The following is an 18,157-nucleotide window of genomic DNA, read 5'->3' as shown; positions in this document are numbered from 1 at the left end:
CCCAGGCCCGGCTCGCGACGCTGGCGGCCGCGACTGCGGCCTGGACATCCGCCGGGCCGGCCGCCGGCGCCTGGGCCAGGGCGTGCCCGGTGGCGGGATCGCGGACGGTCAGGCAATCGCCGTCCACCGGACCCACCAGCGCGTTCCCGATCAGGTGGCGGCCCGCGAGGACGGCGAGGAGGTCGCGCACGCTCCGGGGCAGGCGCGCCTGCCCGCGCGTCGGGTTCTCGGGGTCGTTCGGCATGGGCGGCTCACTCGCAGCTGGGCTGGGGCGTCCCGCCGTCGATAAGGGCGCCCCGGGCGTCGCGACAGATCCAGCCGGCGGCGAGTGAGCGGGCCAGGGCGAGCCCCGGCGGCCCTCAGGCTTTCCCCTTCCAGGGCACCAGCACGTGCTCGAGCCGGCGGAGGCCGACCTCGAACAGGGTGGCGAACAGGCCGATCAGCAGGATCCCCATCACCACCACGTCGGTGCGCAGGAAGTTGGAGGCGTTGAGGACAAGCTGGCCGAGCCCGGCCTGGGCCGCCACCATCTCGGCGGCGACCAGCGTGGTCCAGCCCACCCCCATGCCGATCCGTAGGCCGATCAGGATTTCCGGCAGCGCCGCCGGGAGCACCACGTAGCGCAGGACCTGCGCGCGGCTCGCCCCGAGGGCACGCGCCGCGTTGATCTGGTCGGCGGAGGCGGAGAGCACGCCCGAGCGGGTCGCCAGCGCCACCGGCGCGAAGCAGGCGAGGACGATCAGCAGCACCTTCGACAGCTCGCCGATCCCGAACCAGATGATCATCAGCGGCAGGTAGGCGAGCGGCGGCAGCGGCCGGTAGAACTCGATCAGCGGATCGAGGATGCCGCGGGCAATCCGGCTCGTCCCCATGGCCAGACCGGCGGGGATGCCGAGCAGCGTGGCGAGACCGAAGGCCCCAAGGACGCGCATCAGGCTGTCGCGGACATGGATGCCGAGGGGGGCTCCGTCCAGCTCGCCGTTCCAGGCCTGTCCGAGGGCCGACAGGATTGCCTCCGGCGGCGGCAGGAACAACGGCTTGATCCAGCCGATATGGGTCGCGATCGCCCAGAGACCGAGGCAGGCGAGCCCCGTTGCGGTGCTGACGATCGGCACCAGCGCTCCGCTGCGGCGGACGCCGCGCCAGGGGCGAGACCGCCGCGTTTCTGTAACAGCCGTCGCGTCGAGGGGCAGGCCGCTCATCGGGAGCCCCCGAGCGCCGGATCGGTCCGGTGATGGATGCGCGCGAGCACGCGCTCCCGCACGGCGATGAAGTCGGGATCCGACTTGACCGCCCGGGCCTCCCGCCCGGCCACGACCGCGCGCGAGAAGGGCAGGTCGATCGTCTCGACGATGCGACCCGGCCGCGGGCTCATGATCAGGAGTTTCGTGGCCAGGAACACCGCCTCCTCGACGTCGTGGGTGATGAAGAAAGCCATCTTGCCGGTCCGGTGCCAGACCTGGAGGATCAGCTCCTGGACCTGCTCGCGCGTGAACGCGTCGAGGGCGCCCAGCGGCTCGTCCATCAGCAGGGCGCGCGGGTCGGCGGCAAGCGCCCGGGCGATGCCGACGCGTTGCTGCATGCCGCCGGAAAGTTCGTAGACCTTCCGGTCGGCAAATTCGGCCAGCCCGACGAGGTCCAGCATCGCGCTGGCGATCCGGCGCCGCCCCGGGCGCGCGACGCCGCGCAGCTTGGGGCCGAACGCCACGTTCTCGGCCACGCTCAGCCACGGCATCAGGGCGTGGCGCTGGAACACCACCCCCCGGTCCGCCCCCGGCCCCCGGATCGGCACGCCGTCGAGGAGGATACTGCCCTTGGTTGGTTCGAGGAAACCCGCGATCGCCGAGAGTAGGGTAGTCTTGCCGCAGCCCGAGGCGCCGAGCGCGACCACGAACTCACCGGGCCGGATCGTCAGGTTCACCTGCGAGAGGGCGACGATGCCGGCCTCGCCCTCTCCGTAATGGACGCTGACGTTGCGGATCTCGATCATGCCGCCCTCCGAAGCCGCCGGCTACTTCCGGGCCGCCGCCACGTACTCACCGGTGACGAACCGGCCGTAATCGGGCGCCAGGGCCTGGACGCGGCCCTGGGCCTTCAGGAATTCGGCGGTCTCGGTCAGCGCCTTGGCGGCTCCGCCGCCGAGCCAGGCCGGGGAGGCCTGCGCATCGAGGGTCGGGAAGCGGTAGCTCGCGAGGCTCGCCGGCACCTCCGCGGGATCGGCGCCGGTGATCTTGGCCACCGCCTTCACCCCGGGCGAACCGGCGGCCCAAGGCTTGGCCGCGTAGGCGGCGTCCTCGGCGGCGATCAGCTTCACCAGCGTGACCAGAAACTCCCGGTTCTGCGCCGCCCAGGCCCGGTCGACCACGAGGCCGTCGAAGGTCGCCTTGCCCTTGCGGGCGATGTCGCCGGCCGAGATCACCGCCGTGCCGGACTTCTTCACCCGGGCGAGCACCGGATCCCAGATGAAGGTCGCGTCGATATCGCCGCGCTCCCAGGCGGCGGCGATATCGGGCGGACGCATGTTGAGGATCGTCACGTCCTTCTGGCTGAGCCCGGCATCGGCCAGGGCGGCGATCAGCTGGTAGTGGGAGGTCGACACGAACGGCACCGCGACGGTCTTGCCGCGCAGGTCGACCACGCTTGTGATGCCGGTGCCGTTGCGCGCCACGAGCTGCTCGGCATCGGCGATCTCGTCGAGGATCCAGAACAGCTGGATGTCGAGCCCCTGCGAGGCCGCCGCGGCGATCGGGCTCGAGCCCGCCTCGCCGATCTGGACGTTGCCCGACGCCATGGCGCGGATGACGTCGCCGCCGCCGCCGAATTTGCGCCAGTTCACGGTGTAGCCGGTGGCCTTCTCGATCGCCTCCGAGGCCATCAGGGTCCGGAACGGGACCACCATGTCCTGGTGGGCGAAGGTGACCGACTTCTCGGCGGCCCGCGCGGGGCCGGGCGCGAGGAGCCCCAGAACCAGTGGCATCAGCGCCACCAGGGCGGCCAGGGTCGCTCGCCTCACAGAGCGGCGCGGGTTCGATCGCGGTCTTACGCTGTCCATGTCCACACTCCCCTCGGCCCCCCGGATCGATGCGAATCCGCTTCACCGCGACAAGGTTCGACAAGGCAAGCTCCGTGCACAAGGGGCCAGACGCCGTTCAAATCCCTGCCGACTGGCTCCTGCGTGTCCGATGAGCCCCGGGCGCGAACGGCCAACTGGATGCATCTTTGGCACCGCTCTGGATCTCGCCGGCCGGTCCGTGATGGCGCTAGGTCGTGGCGAACAACGGCCGCCTACGGGCGCGCAAGGGGAGCGCGGGTCCATGAGTGAAGCGATGATCGAAGCCGAGCGCCACGCCCTGCTGGAGCGCCTATTCGCGGCCTTCAACCGCCACGACGCCGACGGCGTCATGGCCTGCTTCACGCCGGGGGTCGTGTTCGACACCGCAGCCGGACCGGAGGCACACGGCCGCCGGCTGACCGGACAGGACGCGGTGCGGGCGGCCTTCGTGGCGGTCTGGACCGACTTGCCGGACGTGGCCTGGACGGTGTCGCGCCACACGCTGGCGGGGGAGCGGGCGACGTCGGAATGGCTGTTCACCGGCACCCGGGCCGATGGTGGCCGGATCGCCGCAGAGGGCGTCGACCTGTTCGTGTTCGAGGCCGGGCTGATCGCCCACAAGAGCGCCTTCCGCAAGGATCGCCCGGTCCAGGCGGCCTGAAGGAGGCGGAGCGTGAGTCTGACCCCCGATCCCGTCCTGCGCCCGACCGGCGCGCCCTACGATCCGACCTACGATCCGCTGATTAGCGCCACCCCGGGCACGGACCGCGCCTACGCGCCGACCTACTGGGTCGCCACCGCAGGCCCGCCGCCGGAGGATGACGGCCCGATCACGGGGGACGTCGATGCGGACGTGGTGATCGTCGGCTCGGGTTTCACCGGACTGTCCTGCGCGCTCAGCCTCGCCCGCGACCACGGCATCAAGGCCACCGTGCTGGAGGCCAATCGAGTCGCCTGGGGCTGCAGCACACGCAACGGCGGCCAGGGGCAGAATGCCTCGGGCCGGCTCAGCCGCTCGCAATGGATCGCCCGCTACGGCCGTGAGACCGCACTTCGGCTCCACGCCGAGATCCTGGAGGGCTTCGAGTATTTCACCGGCCTCGTGCGTGAGTTCGACCCGGATCCGCAGCCCGGCGGCCACATCTACGTCGCCCATCGGCCCCGCACCTTCGCCAAGCTCGCGGCCGAGTCCGAGGTCGCCAACTCAGTCTTCGGTTACCGCACCCGGATGCTGGGCGCGGACGAGCTGCGGCGCGACTGGGTGGACGAGGCTGGGGCGGCCGGCGGGGCCCACGAGCCGCTCGGGATCGGCATCCATCCAGCTAAGTTCGCCTTCGGCTACCTCCGGGCCGCGCGGGCGGCCGGGGCCAAGGTTCACCCCGCTAGTCCGGTGCTCGGGATCGATCGCGACGGCGCTGGCTTCCGGGTGCGGACGCCCCACGGGACCGTGCGGGCTCGCGCGGTGGCGATCGCCACCGGCGGCTATACCAGCCAGGGGCTGCACCCGCGCCTGCGCAGCCGGATCATGCCGATCCTATCGAATTCCCTCGTCACGCGGCCCCTGACCGCCGACGAGATCGCCGCGACGCTACGCACAACGACCTTCGTCACCGACACGCGCACCCTGCGGTTCTACTACCGTCGGCTGCCGGACGGCCGGGTGCAGATCGGCAGCCGCAGCGCGATCACCGGCGCGGACGCGACCCATCCACGCCACCTGCGCCTGCTGGTCGACGGCCTGCACCAGAAATTCCCGGCCCTTGAAGGAATCGCGATCGATTATTCGTGGTGGGGCTGGGTCGATGTCAGCCACGACATGATGCCCCGCATCGTCCAGCCCGAACTGGGCGAGCCCTTGTTCTATGCCCTGGGCTACGGTGGCAACGGCGTCTCGTTCTCGGCCCAGGCTGGCCGTCGCCTCGCAGGGCTGGTGGCCGGGCGCAGGCCTGCGGGCCTGCCGATCTTCGAGGGGGCCTTGCCGGGCCACCGCTTCGCCCCGTTCCGGCGCATCGGACAGCGGATGCTCTATCGCTGGTACCATCACCGCGACGAGGCGGCCTGACCTGGCCGCAACCGACGGACCCGACGGGCCGCCCCCTGCGTTCGGGGCGGCCTCTTCGTATCGCGGGCCGTGTGGCGTCAGGCGGCCTGCGCCCGGTCGAAATCCGGCGCTTCGATCTCGCCGACCCGATGACAGGCGACGTAGTGGCCCGGGCCGGTCGCCAGCAGGGCGGGATCCTCGGCGCGGCAGCGCTCGACCGCGAACGGGCACCGCCCGGCGAACCGGCAGCCGGCGGGCGGATCGATCGGGCTCGGCGGCTCGCCGCGCACGAGGTAGCGCGCCTTCAGGGCGTCCCGCGCGGGACCGGCCGGCACCGCCGCCGAGATCAGCGACCAGCTGTAGGGATGGCGCGGGAAGGAGAAGAACGTCCGGGTCGGCGCCTGCTCGACGATGCGGCCAAGATACATCACCGCGACCTCGTCGCAGAGGTGCTGCACGACGCCGAGGTCGTGCGAGATGAAGATGTAGGCGAGACCGCGCTCGGCCTGGAGCTTGGCCAGGAGATTGAGGATCTGTGCCTGGATCGCGACGTCGAGCGCTGACACCGCCTCGTCACAGACGATGATGTCGGGCTTGGTCGCCAACGCCCGGGCGATGCACAGGCGCTGGCGCTGCCCGCCCGAGAACTGGTGCGGGAACAGGCTGCGGGCCTCGGACGACAGGCCTACCGCGGCGAACAGCGCGTCGAGCCGCGCCGCCGCCTGCCTGCGCGAAAGCCCTTCCAGCAGCCGCAGCGGCTCGGCCACGAGATCCCCGGCGCAGCGGCGGGGATCGAGCGACGCGAACGGGTCTTGGAACACCATCTGGATGTGGCGCCGCGCCTGCCGGAGCCGGGGCCCCCGGAGACCGAGGATGTCCGCGCCGCCCAGGACCACCTGACCCGCAGTCGCCGGTACGAGGCGCATGATGCCCTGCGCCGTGGTCGACTTGCCGGAGCCGGATTCCCCGACGATGCCGAAGCTCGCGCCCCGGCGCACGACGAAGCTCACGCCATCGACCGCGTGGACCCGCCCGCCGCCCGGGACAGGGAAGTGGACCTTCAGATCGTTGACCTGCAGGAGGTCCGCCCCGGTCGGGGCCGATGCGGCGTTCATCGTCATGCTGTGTGGGCCTCCGGATGCCAGCAGGCCACCGCCCGGGACGGGCCGGCCTCGGACAGGGGCGGCTGGGGATTGTCCAGACAGGTGGCGTCGGCCCGGCCGCAGCGGTCCGCGAAGGCGCAGATTGCCGGCCGCCGGCCGAGAGGCGGGACGAGACCCGGGATCTCCCGCAGCGGCCCCGTTCCCGCATCGGCAGACGCGCCGAGGCGCAGATGCGGAGTGCAGCCCATCAGCCCCCGCGTGTAGGGATGCTGCGGCGCGCGCATCACCGACCGGGTGTTGCCCTGCTCGATACAGCGCCCGGCGTAGAGCACCGCTACGGTGTCGGCGATGTCGGCCACCGCGCCGAGGTCGTGGGTGATCAGCACGATGGCGGTGCCCATCTCGTCCTGCAGGGCCTTCAGCAGGTCGAAGACCTGCGCCTGGACGGTCACGTCGAGTGCCGTGGTCGGCTCGTCGGCGATCAGGAGCTTGGGCCGGCAGGCCAGCGCCATAGCGATCATCACCCGCTGGCGCATGCCGCCGGAGAGTTGGTGCGGGTAGGCGTGCAGGCGCCGCTCGGCCGCGGGGATCTGCACGGCCCTGAGCATCGCCAGCGCCCGCTCCAGGGCGGCGCGGCGCCCGAGCCGCTGGTGCAGACGCAGCGCCTCCGCAATCTGGTCGCCCACCGTGTAGACCGGGTTCAGGGCCGTCATTGGCTCCTGGAAGATCATCGACAGGGCGCTGCCGCGCAGGGCCCGCAGTCGGGACGGCTGGGCGGCCGCGATATCCTCCCCGGCGAGCCGGATGCGGCCGTCGGTGCGGGCGAAGCCTTCCGGCATCAGGCCCATGATGGCCAGCGCCGTCATGCTCTTGCCGCAGCCGGATTCGCCGACCAGCGCGATGGTGCGGCCGGCCTCGACGGAAAAGCTCAGGCGCTCCAGGACCGGCACTGGGCCTCCCGGCTGCGTCAGGGTGACGGTCAGGTCCTCGACGGCGAGAACTGGGGCCATCGCTCAGCTCCGCTTGCGCAGGCGCGGATTGACCGCGTCGTTGACCGCATCGCCCACGAGGCTGACCCCAAGGACCGCGAGGAAGATCGCCGCGCCGGGCAGCAGCACGGTCCACCACGCCTCCAGGGCGTAGGCGCGGTTCTGGCCGATCATCAGACCCCAGCTCATCACGTTGGGATCGCCCAGCCCGAGGAAACTTAGGGCACCCTCGAACAGCACGGCGGTGCCAATCGCCAGCGTCGCGGAGACCACGATCGGTGGCGCGGCGTTCGGCAGGATTACCCGGCCGATCAGGTAGAGCGGTCCGGCGCCGGCCGCCCGGGCCGCCTTGACGAAGTCGAGACCGCGCAGGCGCAGGAACTCGGCCCGGGTTAACCGGGCGGTGGGCGGCCAGGACACGACGCCGATCGCGATCGTCGTGATGGCAATTTTCTGGCCGAACAGGGTGACCAGAACCATCGCGAACAGCAGGGTGGGCAGCACCTGGAAGAACTCGGTGACTTTCATTAGCGCCGCGTCGACCCGGCCGCCGAAGAAGCCGGCGAGCGCCCCAAAGGTCACGCCGATCACCACGGTGATGAGCGCCGCCGAGAACCCGACCAGCAGGGTCGCGCGGCCACCCTGGAGCAGGGCCGCGAGGATATCCTGGCCGAGGTAATCGGTGCCGAGCACCGGGTCGCCGCCGGGCGGCTGGAACGGGGCGCCGACGATCTCGAACGGATCGGCCCCGTAAATAGGCGGGCCGGGCTGCGGGGCGAACAGGAGGCCGATCAGGATAAGGGAGCCCAGAAGCCCGCTCGGGTTGCGCAGGAAGAGGCGCAGCGCGGCAAGGCCGGGATTCGCCGCCGGGCTCGGCATCGGCGGCGCCGCCTCGGATCGCACCGGCTGGAGCCGCACCGCTGGCTTGGAGGCGATGAGGGCGCTCATGCCGGCCTCCCGGCGCGGATCCGCGGATCGATCAGGCGATAGAGGAGATCGGTGACGAGGTTCGCCGCGATGACCAGCAGCGCCGAGCAGAACAGGATGCCGAGCAGCGTCGGGTAGTCGCGCCGCAGGATCGAGTCGAAGGTCAGCCGGCCGAGCCCCGGCCACGCGAAGACGGTCTCGACCAGGATCGCCCCGGCGAAGAGCTGCCCGAACTGGAGCCCGACCATGGTGACGAGGGGGATCAGCGCGTTGCGGAGCGCGTGCTTGCCGATCACGATCCGCTCCGGCAGGCCCTTGGCCCGGGCGGTCCGGACGTAGTCGGCGTTGAGCGCGTCGATCATGCTGGCGCGCATCAGGCGGCTGTACTGCGCGACGTAGACGATGCCGAGGGTCAGCGCCGGCAGGACCAGATGCTGGGCGACGTCCAGGCCGTGGGCGATGCCGTGGCGCGGGGTGGCCACATCCTCCATCCCGGCGACCGGGAGCACCGGCCAGAGGGAGGCGAACACCACCAGCAACATCAGGCCGGTCCAGAACACCGGCGCGGCGTTGCCGGCGATCGCTACCAAGGAGACGGCGTGACTGAGGAGGCCGTTCGGTTTGCGGGCGCCCAGGATCCCGAGGCCAGCGCCGGCTAGCACCGCGAGGCCGAGGGACGACAGGACCAGCAGGGCGGTGGCCGGCAGCCGCCCGAGGATGAGGCGCGAGACCGGCTCGTTGAAGAAAAACGAGTAGCCGAGATCGCCCCGCGCCACCTTACCGACATAGGTGGCAAGCTGCTCGGGGAGGCTGCGGTCGAGACCGTAGCGGGTGCGGATTTCGGCCATGATCTCCGGGGAGGCGCCGCCCATCTCCCCGGCGATGACCTGCGCCGGGTCGCCCGGCGCCGCCTGGATCAGCAGGAAGTTCAGCACCACCACGGCCAGCAGCAGGCCGGCGGCGTTCGCCGCCGTCGCGCCGAGCCTGCGCAGGCCCGTCATCGCCCGGCTCCGGCGGCGCCCTGCGCCCAGGCGACCTCGTCGAGGGGCGAGAGCGGCCCCCAGATCGACAGCGGCAGGTTCGTTAGGCGCTTGTCGTAGACCGCCTTGTAGGGCGTGAGGTTGATATAGGCGATCGGCGCCTCCGACACGACGATCTTCTGGAATTCGTCGTAGAGTGCCTTGCGCTTCTGCAGGTCTGTCTCGACCGCGGCAGCGTTCAGCAGCTCGTCGACCTTCTGGTTTCTGTACTGCTGGGTATTCGACCAGATCACACCCTTGCGAATATTTGTCGACAGGTAGGTCCGCGCCACGCCGATCACCGGGTCGCCCCAGTTGAAGACGTTGTCCATGGTCAGGTCGAAGTCGAAGTTGGAGACGCGCTGCGCCCAGGTCGGGAAGTCCGGCGCGGCGCGGACCTGGAGGGCGATGCCGATCCGCTTGAGGCCGGCCCGCAGGTACTCAGCGACGTTGCGCTGCTGGTCGTTGTCGTTGGGAATGTAGTCGATGGTGAGCTGGAACCGCGTGCCGTCCGGCCCCTTCTTCAGCCCAGCCTCGTCGAGCAGGATGTCCGCCTTGGCGATGTCGAGCTTGTAGAGATCGACGGCTGGCTCGTAGAACGGCGAGCCCGAAACGATCGGGCCGGTGGCCGTCTTCGCCACGCCGCCGAGCAGCTTGCCGGTGATGAAGTCGCGGTTGGCCGCCAGCGCGATGGCCCGGCGCACGCGCACGTCGTCGAGGGGCTTCTTCCCGCAGTTGAAGGCCAGCCAGTTGATCGGGCCGATCCCCTCGAAGCCGCGATCCGTCACCGTCAGGGTCGGCACCTTGGCCAGGCGTTCGATGTCGCGCACCGAGGACAGGAACGGCAGCATGCCGATCTCGCGGCGCTCGGTGGCGATGACGAGGCTGTTCTGGTCCGGCAGGATCCGGTAGACGAGCCGCGCCAGCTTGGGCCGCCCGGGGATGAAAAATCGGTCGAACCGCTCGAGCTGGATCGACTCCCCCTGCTTGTACGCGACGAACTTGAACGGACCGGAGCCGACGGGCCTCAGGTTGGCCGGATGAGTCTTGATGTCCTGGCCGTCGCCGTAGACGTGCTTGGGCAGGATTGGCATCAGGCCGGGCGACATGGCCAGCAGCAACGCCGGGTGCGGGCGCGCGAGCCGGATGATGACCGTATGGGCGTCGGGGGTCTCGACCGTCGAGACCGGCTCCAGCATGGTCTGGAACGGATGGTTGGCCTTGATCACCCCGATCGAGAAGGCGACATCCTCCGCAGTCAGCGGGTGGCCATCGTGGAAGACGGCGTCCTCCACGAGGTGGAGCGTCACGCTGAGGTTGTCGGGGGCGACGACCCAGGATTTCGCCAGGTAGGGTTGCGGGTTCCACTGGTCGTCGTAGCGCAGCGGGCTCGCGAAGATCTGCGTCGAAACCATCCCGGTGGCGATGCCGGACTGCACGGCGCCGTTGAAGTGGCGCGGCACTTGGTTGGTGCCGATCACCAGCGGCGCGGTCGCGTCGTCGGCCAGCGCTTCCGGCAGGCCGAGGATCGGGGCCGTCAGGGGCGCGGCGAGGACCGAGAGGCCGGCGCCGAGGAGCGTGCGTTTGGTCAGGCGCATCGGGTTCGGTCTCCGTATGGGGTGTGCGGGGGTCGCAACGCGGCGTCGAGCAAGCTCGCCAGCGCCGGGCCGGCTGCGGGATCGGTCGCCGCGATGCCGACGAGCTCGGCTTCGTCCGGTGCAGGCTCCGGCAGCGGCGAAAGGCTCCAGCGGCGCCCGACCATCTGCAGCAGATGCATTCCGGGCCTGTCGGCCAGACCGAGGCGCCCCTTCAGCCGCAGGAGCGTGGCCGGCATGCCGGCGAGCGCGCGCTCGAGCCCGGCGCGGTCGAACGCGCCCGCGCGCCGGTAGAGCAGGCGCTGGAAGGCCTCCTCGTGCGGCACCGCCTCGGCCCGCAGCCGGGTCGAGCCCCGGCGGGCCCGGTCCGGACCTGCGCCGCCGAGATCGAAGACAGCCGCGGGCAGCACGGCCGCCACGGTCTCGACAACCGGAACGCCGGGGGCGAGGGCCGCGAGCGTCGCCCGAGCGGCCGCGCGGCCGGATGCGTCCACGAGGTCGCGCTTGTTGAGCACGAGGAGGTCGGCCGCGCGGATCTGGCGGGCGAGGGTATCGCCCAGGCGCGGGTCTGCGGCGAGGCCCGGCAAGCGCTCGGCATCCGCCAGAACCACGACGCCGCGCAGGACGAGGCCGGGCTCCACCAGGGCGATCTCCGCGATGGCGCCCGGATCGCCGACGCCGCTCGCCTCGATCACGATGTGATCGTAGGGTTCGGGCTCCGCGAGGACGCGCATCAGCGTGTCGAGGAAGCCGTCGGCGAGGCTGCAGCAGACGCAGCCATTGGTCAGCCGCAGGGTCTGCCCATCATGGTCCCGGATCAGGCCCGCATCGACGTTGATCGCCCCGAAATCGTTGACCAGAACCGCGTAGCGGCCCTGCGAGCCAGCAAGCAGTCGGTTCAGCAGCGTCGTCTTGCCGGTTCCGAGGAAGCCGCCGACGACCGTGAGCGGGCAGCGCGTCGCGGGCGGGGGAAGCCCGCGCCTCATGCCGGCGGCACCGCGAAGACGCGGCCGCCCAGCACCGTGGCGTGGACTGGGATGTCCTTGAGCGCCTCCGGGGGTACCGCGTAGGGATCCGCGTCGAGGACGGCGAAGTCGGCGAACTTTCCGGCCTCGATGGAGCCGACGCACTGGTCCATCCGCAGTGTATAGGCGGCCCCCAGCGTCACGGCGTGCAGGGCTTGGGCGACGCTCAGCCGCTCCTCGGGGCCGAGCAAGCGCCCCGACGATGTGGTCCGGTTGACGGCGCACCAGGCGGTGAACAACGGCCCGAGGGGCGTCACCGGCGCATCCGAGTGGATCGCGAGCGGGATGCCGAGCCGCGCCGCGCTCCCGGCGGCGTCGATCCGGGCCGCCCGCTCCGGCCCCATCGTCAGGTCGTGATGAGCGTCACCCCAGTAATAGAGATGGTTCGAGAATAGGTTGAGGCACAGGCCCAGGGCCTTGACCCGCCGCAGTTGCGCCTCGGTTGCCATCTGGCAATGCTGGAGGGTGTGCCGGTGATCGGGACGGGGATGGGCGATCTGCGCCTTCTCGACCGCGTCGAGCGCCGCCTCGGTGGCCTCGTTGCCGTTGGTGTGGATGTGAAGCTGGATGCCGGCGGCGTGGTAGATGCCGACGATCCGATCGAGATCCTCGGGGGCGACGTACCAAAGGCCGTTCGGCGCGCCGTTGTGATAGCCCGGTGGCAGGAGCCGGGCGGTGAAACCCTGGATCGACCCGTCGACGACGATCTTCACGATGCCGAAGCGGAGGCGATCGGTGCCGGCGGCGGCGAGGCGACCGATCTTGGCGACCCCGTCTTCCGGGGGGCACGAGACCGAGGCCAGAGCCGGCACGATCCGCACCGGAAGGGCCTCAGTGCAGGCGGCCCCGTAGACCGCTACGGTCGCGTCCGTGAGGTCGTTGTGGAGGTCGGCGATGGTTGTGATGCCCTGGAGTTGCGCGGCCGCGCCGAACCGGGCCACGTCGGCGGCATCGAGGGTCCCGCTCATCGGGTTGTAGCCGAGCCCCCGGAACAGGCGCAGCCGGGCGGCGATCCCCTGCAGCTCCCCGGACGGGGTGCCGTCCGGCAGCTTCGGCACGCCGTCGATGGCGGTGTTCTCATCGAAGCCCGCCATCTCCAAGAGCAGGCTGTTGACGTTGGTGATGTGCAGGCTGGCGTGGTGGACCATCACCGGCCGGGTGGTCGAGACCCGGTCGAGGTCGTGCCGAGTCAGGCGCGCCCCGCCGAGATGCAGCGGATCGAAGCCCCACCCGTAGAGCAGTTGGTCCGGGTCGGCGATCGAACGGTCGGCTTCCGAGAGCCGGTCCACGACGGCGCCGATGTCACGCAGGCCCGGCACGCGGCGTCCGTCCGGGCTGCGGCCGTCGCCGGCGCCGACATAGGTCTGGCGCCAGAGGGTCCCCTCCATCACGTGGGCGTGCCCCTCGACGAAGCCGGGGAGGATGACCTTGTCGGCGAAGCGGCGATCCGGAACCGCGTCGAGCCCGTCGAACTCGGCTTGCGTCCCGACCATCAGCACGCGCCCGTCCTGCACGGCGATATGCGTCGCATCCGGCCGCGACGGATTCATTGTGATGATCCGCCGGGCCTCGAAGAGGGTGATCTCGCTCGGCATGGCTATCCTCGGCACGACGCCCAGGATGCCGGCCGTTCGCTGAAGCCGCTAGCGCCAGACACTGGGGATGAGGGGAGCCAGGGCGCGGCGGCGCGAAATCGGGAACTCCGAGTTACGCGGAGATGCGGGCGTTGCCAGCGGCATTCAGCGTAGGCGCACTTGACTTCTGGGCCGCGGTCTCGCGGCGGGCAGCCGTCCGTTCCAGCGGTCGACCTGCTCCGCAGCGGAAATTCTGCTTACGGCCAGCTTCGGTGGCGTTGGCCAGCGCCAATGAAAGGCTGAGTCGGGTGGATTTCTGCCGGTCCACTTCCGCTCAGACATGTGGCAAAAGCAGATGGGGTGGATGGCTCCCGCTCCGACTGACGGCATCTCGGTGCCAAGATGTGGTTGCTGTCAAAGCAGCAGCCACGCAGATGCAGGAGCCATCCCCATGGAGATCACCACCGTCGGCATCGATCTGGCCAAGAGCATTTTCCAGGTTCACGCCGTTGATGCAGCTGGGCACGTCGTCGTTCGCAAGGCGCTACGCCGGGCGCAGGTCGTGCCGTTCTTCGCCAAGCTGCCTCGATGCCTGGTCGGCATGGAGGCGTGCGGAACGTCCCATCACTGGGCCCGGGAACTGACGAAGCTCGGCCATGAGGTTCGGCTGATGCCGCCCGCTTACGTGAAGCCGTATGTGAAGCGCGGTAAAACCGATGCGAACGATGCCGCTGCCATCTGCGAGGCGGTGACGCGCCCGAGCATGCGCTTCGTGCCGGTGAAGTCGACCGAGCAGCAGGCAGCGCTGGCGCTGCACAGGACGCGCGACCTGCTGGTCAAGCAACGTACGCAGTTGGTGAACATGATCCGCGGCCTGCTCGCCGAGTTCGGGATCGAGATGGCGCGGGGCCTGCGGCACGCGCTCGAACTGGCAGCCCGGCTCTCGGCCGGAGACGCAGCCGAGGTGCCACCACTGGCGCAACGCGTGGTGACCGGGCTGGCCGATCAGATCGGCGCCGTACAGATCCATCTCACCCGGCTGGAGAAGGAGTTGTTGGCCTGGCATCGGGACAGCGACCTGTCACAGCGCCTGGCGACGATCCCCGGTGTCGGCATCGTCTCGGCAACGGCGCTGGCCGCCTCAGTGAGCGAGCCCGAGCGCTTCCGCTCCGGTCGGCAGTTCGCAGCTTCGTTGGGGCTGACACCGCTGCAGAACTGCAGTGGCGGCAAAGAGCGCATGGGCCGGATCTCGCGCATGGGCGACCGCTATCTGCGCCGCCTGCTCGTGGTCGGCATGACCTCTCTAGTCCGGCGCGCGAAGGCTGCGCCGACGTCGGTCGACCCACGGCTGCCGGCGCTGCTCCAGCGCAAGCCAGTGCGCGTGGTAACCGTTGCGGCGGCCAACCGCACCGCACGGGTCGCCTGGGCGATCATGACCCGCGGCGGCACCTACCGCGCACCAGCGGCCACGGCCGCCTGACTGCAGGAAGGGGAGCACTTTTCCGAGTTGCGAGGACGATGAGAGTTGATGGCGAACCGGTCAGACCGGGAGCCGGGACACCCCGCTGAATGTCCAGGGCATCATAGCCCGCAAAGCAGAGTGGGACCCAGCTCGCAGATACCATCAGGGCCAGCAGTCACAAGAACGACTGCATCAACAGGCCGGACACAAGACTGCACCCGACCAACGCGTCAGAAGCTCAATTCGCCGCTTGCAATGCGGGAGCCATCCACACAAGACGTTTGCGAGTTGTGTCAGGCCGCGCGGACGGTTGCAAGAAAGCGTCCGACCTCGGCCGTGAGATGCTCGGACTGGCGCGAGAGTTCCGACGCCGCCCCAAGCACTTGGCTCGCTGCCGCGCCCGTGTCCTTCGCCGCGCTCGCCACGCCAGCGATATTGCCGGTCACCTCGCTGGTGCCGGCCGCCGCCTGGGCGACGTTGCGCACGATCTCCTGCGTGGCCGCGCCCTGCTGCTCCACGGCCGCGGCGATCGAGGTCGCGGTGGCGCTGATGTCCCGGATCCGCTGCGTAATGCCGCCGATTGCCGCCACGGCCTGACCGGTCGAGGCCTGGATCAGCCTGATCTGGCCCGAGATCTCCTGTGTCGCCCGAGCCGTCTGGCCGGCCAGCTCCTTCACCTCAGACGCCACGACGGCGAAGCCCTTGCCGGCCTCGCCGGCCCGGGCCGCCTCGATAGTGGCGTTGAGCGCCAGCAGGTTGGTCTGCCCGGCGATGGAGGAGATAAGCCCGACCACGTCGCCAATCCGCTCGACCGCCCCGCTCAGTTCGAGCACCAGGGCACCCGTCTGATCGGCCTCGGCCACGGCCTGCCGCGCGATGGCCGCGGAGCCGTCCACCTGCCGGCCGATCTCCAGGACGGAGGAACCGAGTTCCTCGGCCGCCGCCGCGACCGTACCAACGTTGCTAGCCGCTTCCTCCGCGGCCGCGGCCACGGCCGTCGACTGCGCGGCAGTCTCGGCGGCGGTGCCGCTCATCGCACCTGCCGTGACCTGTAGTTCGGTCGCCGACGACGACACCGTGCCGATGATGCCACCGACCGCGGCCTCGAAGCTGTCGGCCATCTGCCGCATGCCGGCCTTGCGCTGCTCCTCCGCGGTCAGCCGCGCCTGCGCGGTCTCTGCCTCCAAGGCACGGGTGCGGATCAAGTTGTCCCTAAAGACCTGAACGGCCGCCGCCATGGCGCCGATCTCGTCTCGGCGCTGCGCGCCTGGCACATCTCGGGTCACGTCGCCCGCGGCGAGCCCGGTCATGTACGCCGTCATGGCCCGCACCGGGCGCACCACGCTACGCCCTATAAGGGTAGCTAGAAGACCGATCATCATCGCAACGATGGCCGCGCCACCGAGCAGACGCATCAGGGTCGGGCGCATCTGCGCCGCCGTGTCGTCCGCGTAGATGCCCGATCCGATGATCCATCCCCAAGGCGCGAAGCCTTTCACATAGGAAATCTTCGCCACCGGCTGATCCAGGCCGGGCTTCGGCCATAGATAGGGGACGAAGCCCGCGCCCGACTGCTTCACCTGCTCGACCATATCCACGAAGAGGTGCTTGCCCGCCGGATCGACGATCCCGCCAAGATCTTTGCCGATCAGGTCAGCCTTGGGATGCAGCACCATGCGAGGTTGCATATCTTGGATCCAGAAATACTCGCTGCCGCCATAGTGCAGGCCTCGAACGGCCGCCACGGCTGCTTGCTGGGCAGCATCGCGGCTCAGGTGGCCGGCGCGCTCTTCGCCCTCGAAATAAGCGAGCACCCCTTGCGCGGTCTCCACGAGATCACGCGTCTTCAACTCGCGCGCGTCCGTGACCGTCTGGGACATATCCCAGCCTGCCAGCCCTATCAGTACCGCCATGCCACCGAGTGCGATCAGGGTGATCAGCTGTATGCGGGTGCCGACGTGGAGAGCCATGAGATCCGTCTGCAGAGTGCGCCAAGTTTGGGGACGGGCATTCTTGCCAGCGAACGTCCCGTTCAGTCCGCGGCCTAACGCGCGATATGGCCGCCAGTGGCTAATTGCTTGATACCAGCGATCATTTATCACATATATATCTTAATAATTGGTTATACATCCGCAAGTTGAAGCCACTTATATACAAACTATAGCTAGATGACTTGAACATTCTCTGATGGATATTCGAATTGTCGGGATTGCTGTGATGCGATCGTTCATAGTCAGCCGCCATGATCGGGTTACACGTAGACAGGTGTAATCATGCGCAACCTTCAAGCCCTTCTCGCTCTTGCCCTGATCGCCGGCTTTGCCGCTTTGACGCCCGCTGCGGAGCTCGTCGGTCGCGACGCTTTACCGAATGCGTCAAGCACTAGGTGTTCGGTCCCGGCATGTGGTGTGACGGATCGAGCCTGAAGCGTTCGAGCTCTTTCGTCCAGGTCTGGCAGATGAACTCGTAGGAGGTGAGGCCGCGCAGGGTCTTGAGGCGACGGCCGTAGTTGTAAGCATCCACGAACAGCTGCAGGTGCTGCCGGAGCTCGTTGTGGCTGGCGTAATGGTAGCGCTTGACCGTGGCGTCCTTGATGGTTCGGTTCATCCGCTCGACTTGACCGTTCGTCCACGGGCAGCGCGGCTTGGTTAGGCGATGCTCGATCTTGGTCTGCTGGCAGGCCCAATCGAACGATTGCCAACGGTAGATGCGCGGTCGATCTTGAGTCGCCCAGTAGGCGGCTGCCTTGGCCTCGGCCTCCTCGTCTACCGGATGATTGTCGGTGAACTGGATGCCGTTATCCGTCAGCACCGTGTGGATCGTGTACGGCACGGCGGCGACCAAGTCGTGTAGAAAGGCTGCCGCGATCCGCTGTGTTGCCTTCTCATGCAGTTGAACGAAGGCAAACTTGCTCGTGCGGTCGATCGCTACGAACAGGTGTAGCTTACCCTGTTCGGTGCTGACCTAAGCGATGTCGATGTGGAAGTAGCTGATCGGGTAGGCCTTGAAGCGCAAGCGCTTGGGTTTGTCGCCGTCGACGTCCGGCAGGCGACTGATGCCGTGACGCTGCAGGCAGCGATGCAGCGACGAGCGGGTCAGATGCGGTAGGCTCGGCTGCAGCGCGTAGAGGCAGTCGTCCAGCGGCAGCAGGGTATGCCGCCGGAAGGCGACGATCACCGCCTCCTCCTCCACGCTGAGCACGCTGGAACGGGGCTCCTTCGGTCCCATCCGCGCATCGGTGCAGGTCCGGCGTGAGCGCCACTTCTGCACCGTCATGGCGCTGATGCCGTGGCGCTTGGCGGCCGCCCTTACGCTCTCTTGACGAGCTTGGATTGCCCGACGGACCGTCTTGTATCTTGAAGTTGCCCGC

At 69.3% G+C, this 18,157-nt stretch carries 14 protein-coding genes and 2 pseudogenes; 3 read left to right on the top strand and 13 right to left on the bottom strand.

What is annotated here, in order from left to right:
• The 4 genes and pseudogenes from AO398_RS13095 to tauA all read right to left on the bottom strand — a co-directional run.
• Nucleotides 1–244 (bottom strand): annotated as a pseudogene (locus tag AO398_RS13095) (aldehyde dehydrogenase); the annotation flags it as partial.
• Between the two features lie 115 nt (nt 245–359).
• On the bottom strand, nt 360–1,115 hold the full coding sequence (locus tag AO398_RS13090) for an ABC transporter permease subunit (RefSeq protein WP_244498759.1): 756 nt from the start codon (nt 1,113–1,115) through the stop codon (nt 360–362).
• 83 nt (nt 1,116–1,198) lie between these two features.
• Entirely contained in the window at nt 1,199–1,990 is a 792-nt protein-coding gene (locus tag AO398_RS13085; protein WP_058192513.1) for an ATP-binding cassette domain-containing protein, read from the bottom strand.
• Nucleotides 1,991–2,011: 21 nt separating this feature from the next.
• Nucleotides 2,012–3,052, bottom strand: coding sequence for a taurine ABC transporter substrate-binding protein (gene tauA, locus AO398_RS13080; RefSeq protein WP_082643266.1), 1,041 nt, complete (start codon nt 3,050–3,052; stop codon nt 2,012–2,014).
• Nucleotides 3,053–3,314: 262 nt separating this feature from the next.
• On the opposite strand from tauA, the gene AO398_RS13075 reads away from it, so the two are divergent.
• Together AO398_RS13075 and AO398_RS13070 are read left to right on the top strand one after the other, a co-directional pair.
• Entirely contained in the window at nt 3,315–3,713 is a 399-nt protein-coding gene (locus AO398_RS13075; protein WP_058192511.1) for a nuclear transport factor 2 family protein, read from the top strand.
• A gap of 12 nt (nt 3,714–3,725) precedes the next feature.
• Nucleotides 3,726–5,114 carry an FAD-binding oxidoreductase gene (locus AO398_RS13070; RefSeq protein WP_058192509.1) on the top strand — a complete coding sequence of 463 codons (1,389 nt, stop codon included), beginning with the start codon at nt 3,726–3,728 and terminating at the stop codon, nt 5,112–5,114.
• 77 nt (nt 5,115–5,191) lie between these two features.
• Here the strand turns inward: AO398_RS13070 and AO398_RS13065 are convergent, their stop codons facing one another.
• The 7 genes from AO398_RS13065 to AO398_RS13035 are packed head-to-tail and all read right to left on the bottom strand — an operon-like array spanning nt 5,192 to nt 13,346.
• Entirely contained in the window at nt 5,192–6,214 is a 1,023-nt protein-coding gene (locus AO398_RS13065; protein ID WP_152997513.1) for an ABC transporter ATP-binding protein, read from the bottom strand.
• Nucleotides 6,211–7,206 carry an ABC transporter ATP-binding protein gene (locus tag AO398_RS13060; protein ID WP_058192507.1) on the bottom strand — a complete coding sequence of 332 codons (996 nt, stop codon included), beginning with the start codon at nt 7,204–7,206 and terminating at the stop codon, nt 6,211–6,213. The genes AO398_RS13065 and AO398_RS13060 overlap by 4 nt, the downstream gene beginning before the upstream one ends.
• A 3-nt stretch (nt 7,207–7,209) precedes the next feature.
• Nucleotides 7,210–8,133, bottom strand: coding sequence for an ABC transporter permease (locus AO398_RS13055; protein ID WP_058192505.1), 924 nt, complete (start codon nt 8,131–8,133; stop codon nt 7,210–7,212).
• The gene (locus AO398_RS13050) at nt 8,130–9,113 is read right to left on the bottom strand and encodes an ABC transporter permease (RefSeq protein WP_058192503.1); all 984 of its coding nucleotides are present in this window, start codon (nt 9,111–9,113) and stop codon (nt 8,130–8,132) included. The genes AO398_RS13055 and AO398_RS13050 overlap by 4 nt, the downstream gene beginning before the upstream one ends.
• Complete coding sequence (locus AO398_RS13045; protein WP_058192502.1) at nt 9,110–10,729, bottom strand: ABC transporter substrate-binding protein; 1,620 nt, start codon at nt 10,727–10,729, stop codon at nt 9,110–9,112. Before AO398_RS13045 ends, AO398_RS13050 begins: the two co-directional genes overlap by 4 nt.
• A complete protein-coding gene (locus AO398_RS13040) occupies nt 10,720–11,712 on the bottom strand; it encodes a GTP-binding protein (RefSeq protein WP_058192500.1) in 993 nt (330 codons plus the stop codon). Before AO398_RS13040 ends, AO398_RS13045 begins: the two co-directional genes overlap by 10 nt.
• Entirely contained in the window at nt 11,709–13,346 is a 1,638-nt protein-coding gene (locus AO398_RS13035) for an amidohydrolase (protein WP_058192498.1), read from the bottom strand. Before AO398_RS13035 ends, AO398_RS13040 begins: the two co-directional genes overlap by 4 nt.
• 430 nt (nt 13,347–13,776) lie before the next feature.
• Between AO398_RS13035 and AO398_RS13030 the strand changes: the two genes are divergently transcribed.
• Nucleotides 13,777–14,805: an IS110 family transposase gene (locus AO398_RS13030; protein WP_058192496.1), complete on the top strand. Its 1,029-nt coding sequence runs from the start codon at nt 13,777–13,779 to the stop codon at nt 14,803–14,805.
• 275 nt (nt 14,806–15,080) lie between these two features.
• On the opposite strand, the gene AO398_RS13025 is transcribed toward AO398_RS13030, so the two are convergent.
• Nucleotides 15,081–16,757 (bottom strand): methyl-accepting chemotaxis protein, encoded by a 1,677-nt coding sequence (locus AO398_RS13025; RefSeq protein WP_058192494.1) that lies wholly within the window; start codon nt 16,755–16,757, stop codon nt 15,081–15,083.
• A 412-nt stretch (nt 16,758–17,169) separates the two neighbouring features.
• A pseudogene (locus tag AO398_RS13020) lies at nt 17,170–18,063 on the bottom strand (IS481 family transposase).
• Nucleotides 18,064–18,157 lie beyond the last annotated feature (94 nt).

Origin of the sequence: Methylobacterium sp. GXS13 (genome assembly GCF_001455965.1) — a bacterium.
In the GTDB taxonomy this organism is placed as follows: domain Bacteria; phylum Pseudomonadota; class Alphaproteobacteria; order Rhizobiales; family Beijerinckiaceae; genus Methylobacterium.
The sequence above is the reverse complement of the archived record's forward strand: the minus strand, read 5'-3'. Positions and strand labels throughout refer to the sequence as shown.

Coding starts and splice junctions, on each gene's coding strand:
- AO398_RS13085 (WP_058192513.1), bottom strand. CDS start 1,990: ATGATCGAGATCCGCAACGTCAGCGTCCATTACGGAGAGGGCGAGGCC.
- tauA (WP_082643266.1), bottom strand. CDS start 3,052: ATGGACAGCGTAAGACCGCGATCGAACCCGCGCCGCTCTGTGAGGCGA.
- AO398_RS13075 (WP_058192511.1), top strand. CDS start 3,315: ATGAGTGAAGCGATGATCGAAGCCGAGCGCCACGCCCTGCTGGAGCGC.
- AO398_RS13065 (WP_152997513.1), bottom strand. CDS start 6,214: ATGACGATGAACGCCGCATCGGCCCCGACCGGGGCGGACCTCCTGCAG.
- AO398_RS13060 (WP_058192507.1), bottom strand. CDS start 7,206: ATGGCCCCAGTTCTCGCCGTCGAGGACCTGACCGTCACCCTGACGCAG.
- AO398_RS13055 (WP_058192505.1), bottom strand. CDS start 8,133: ATGAGCGCCCTCATCGCCTCCAAGCCAGCGGTGCGGCTCCAGCCGGTG.
- AO398_RS13050 (WP_058192503.1), bottom strand. CDS start 9,113: ATGACGGGCCTGCGCAGGCTCGGCGCGACGGCGGCGAACGCCGCCGGC.
- AO398_RS13045 (WP_058192502.1), bottom strand. CDS start 10,729: ATGCGCCTGACCAAACGCACGCTCCTCGGCGCCGGCCTCTCGGTCCTC.
- AO398_RS13040 (WP_058192500.1), bottom strand. CDS start 11,712: ATGAGGCGCGGGCTTCCCCCGCCCGCGACGCGCTGCCCGCTCACGGTC.
- AO398_RS13035 (WP_058192498.1), bottom strand. CDS start 13,346: ATGCCGAGCGAGATCACCCTCTTCGAGGCCCGGCGGATCATCACAATG.
- AO398_RS13030 (WP_058192496.1), top strand. CDS start 13,777: ATGGAGATCACCACCGTCGGCATCGATCTGGCCAAGAGCATTTTCCAG.
- AO398_RS13025 (WP_058192494.1), bottom strand. CDS start 16,757: ATGGCTCTCCACGTCGGCACCCGCATACAGCTGATCACCCTGATCGCA.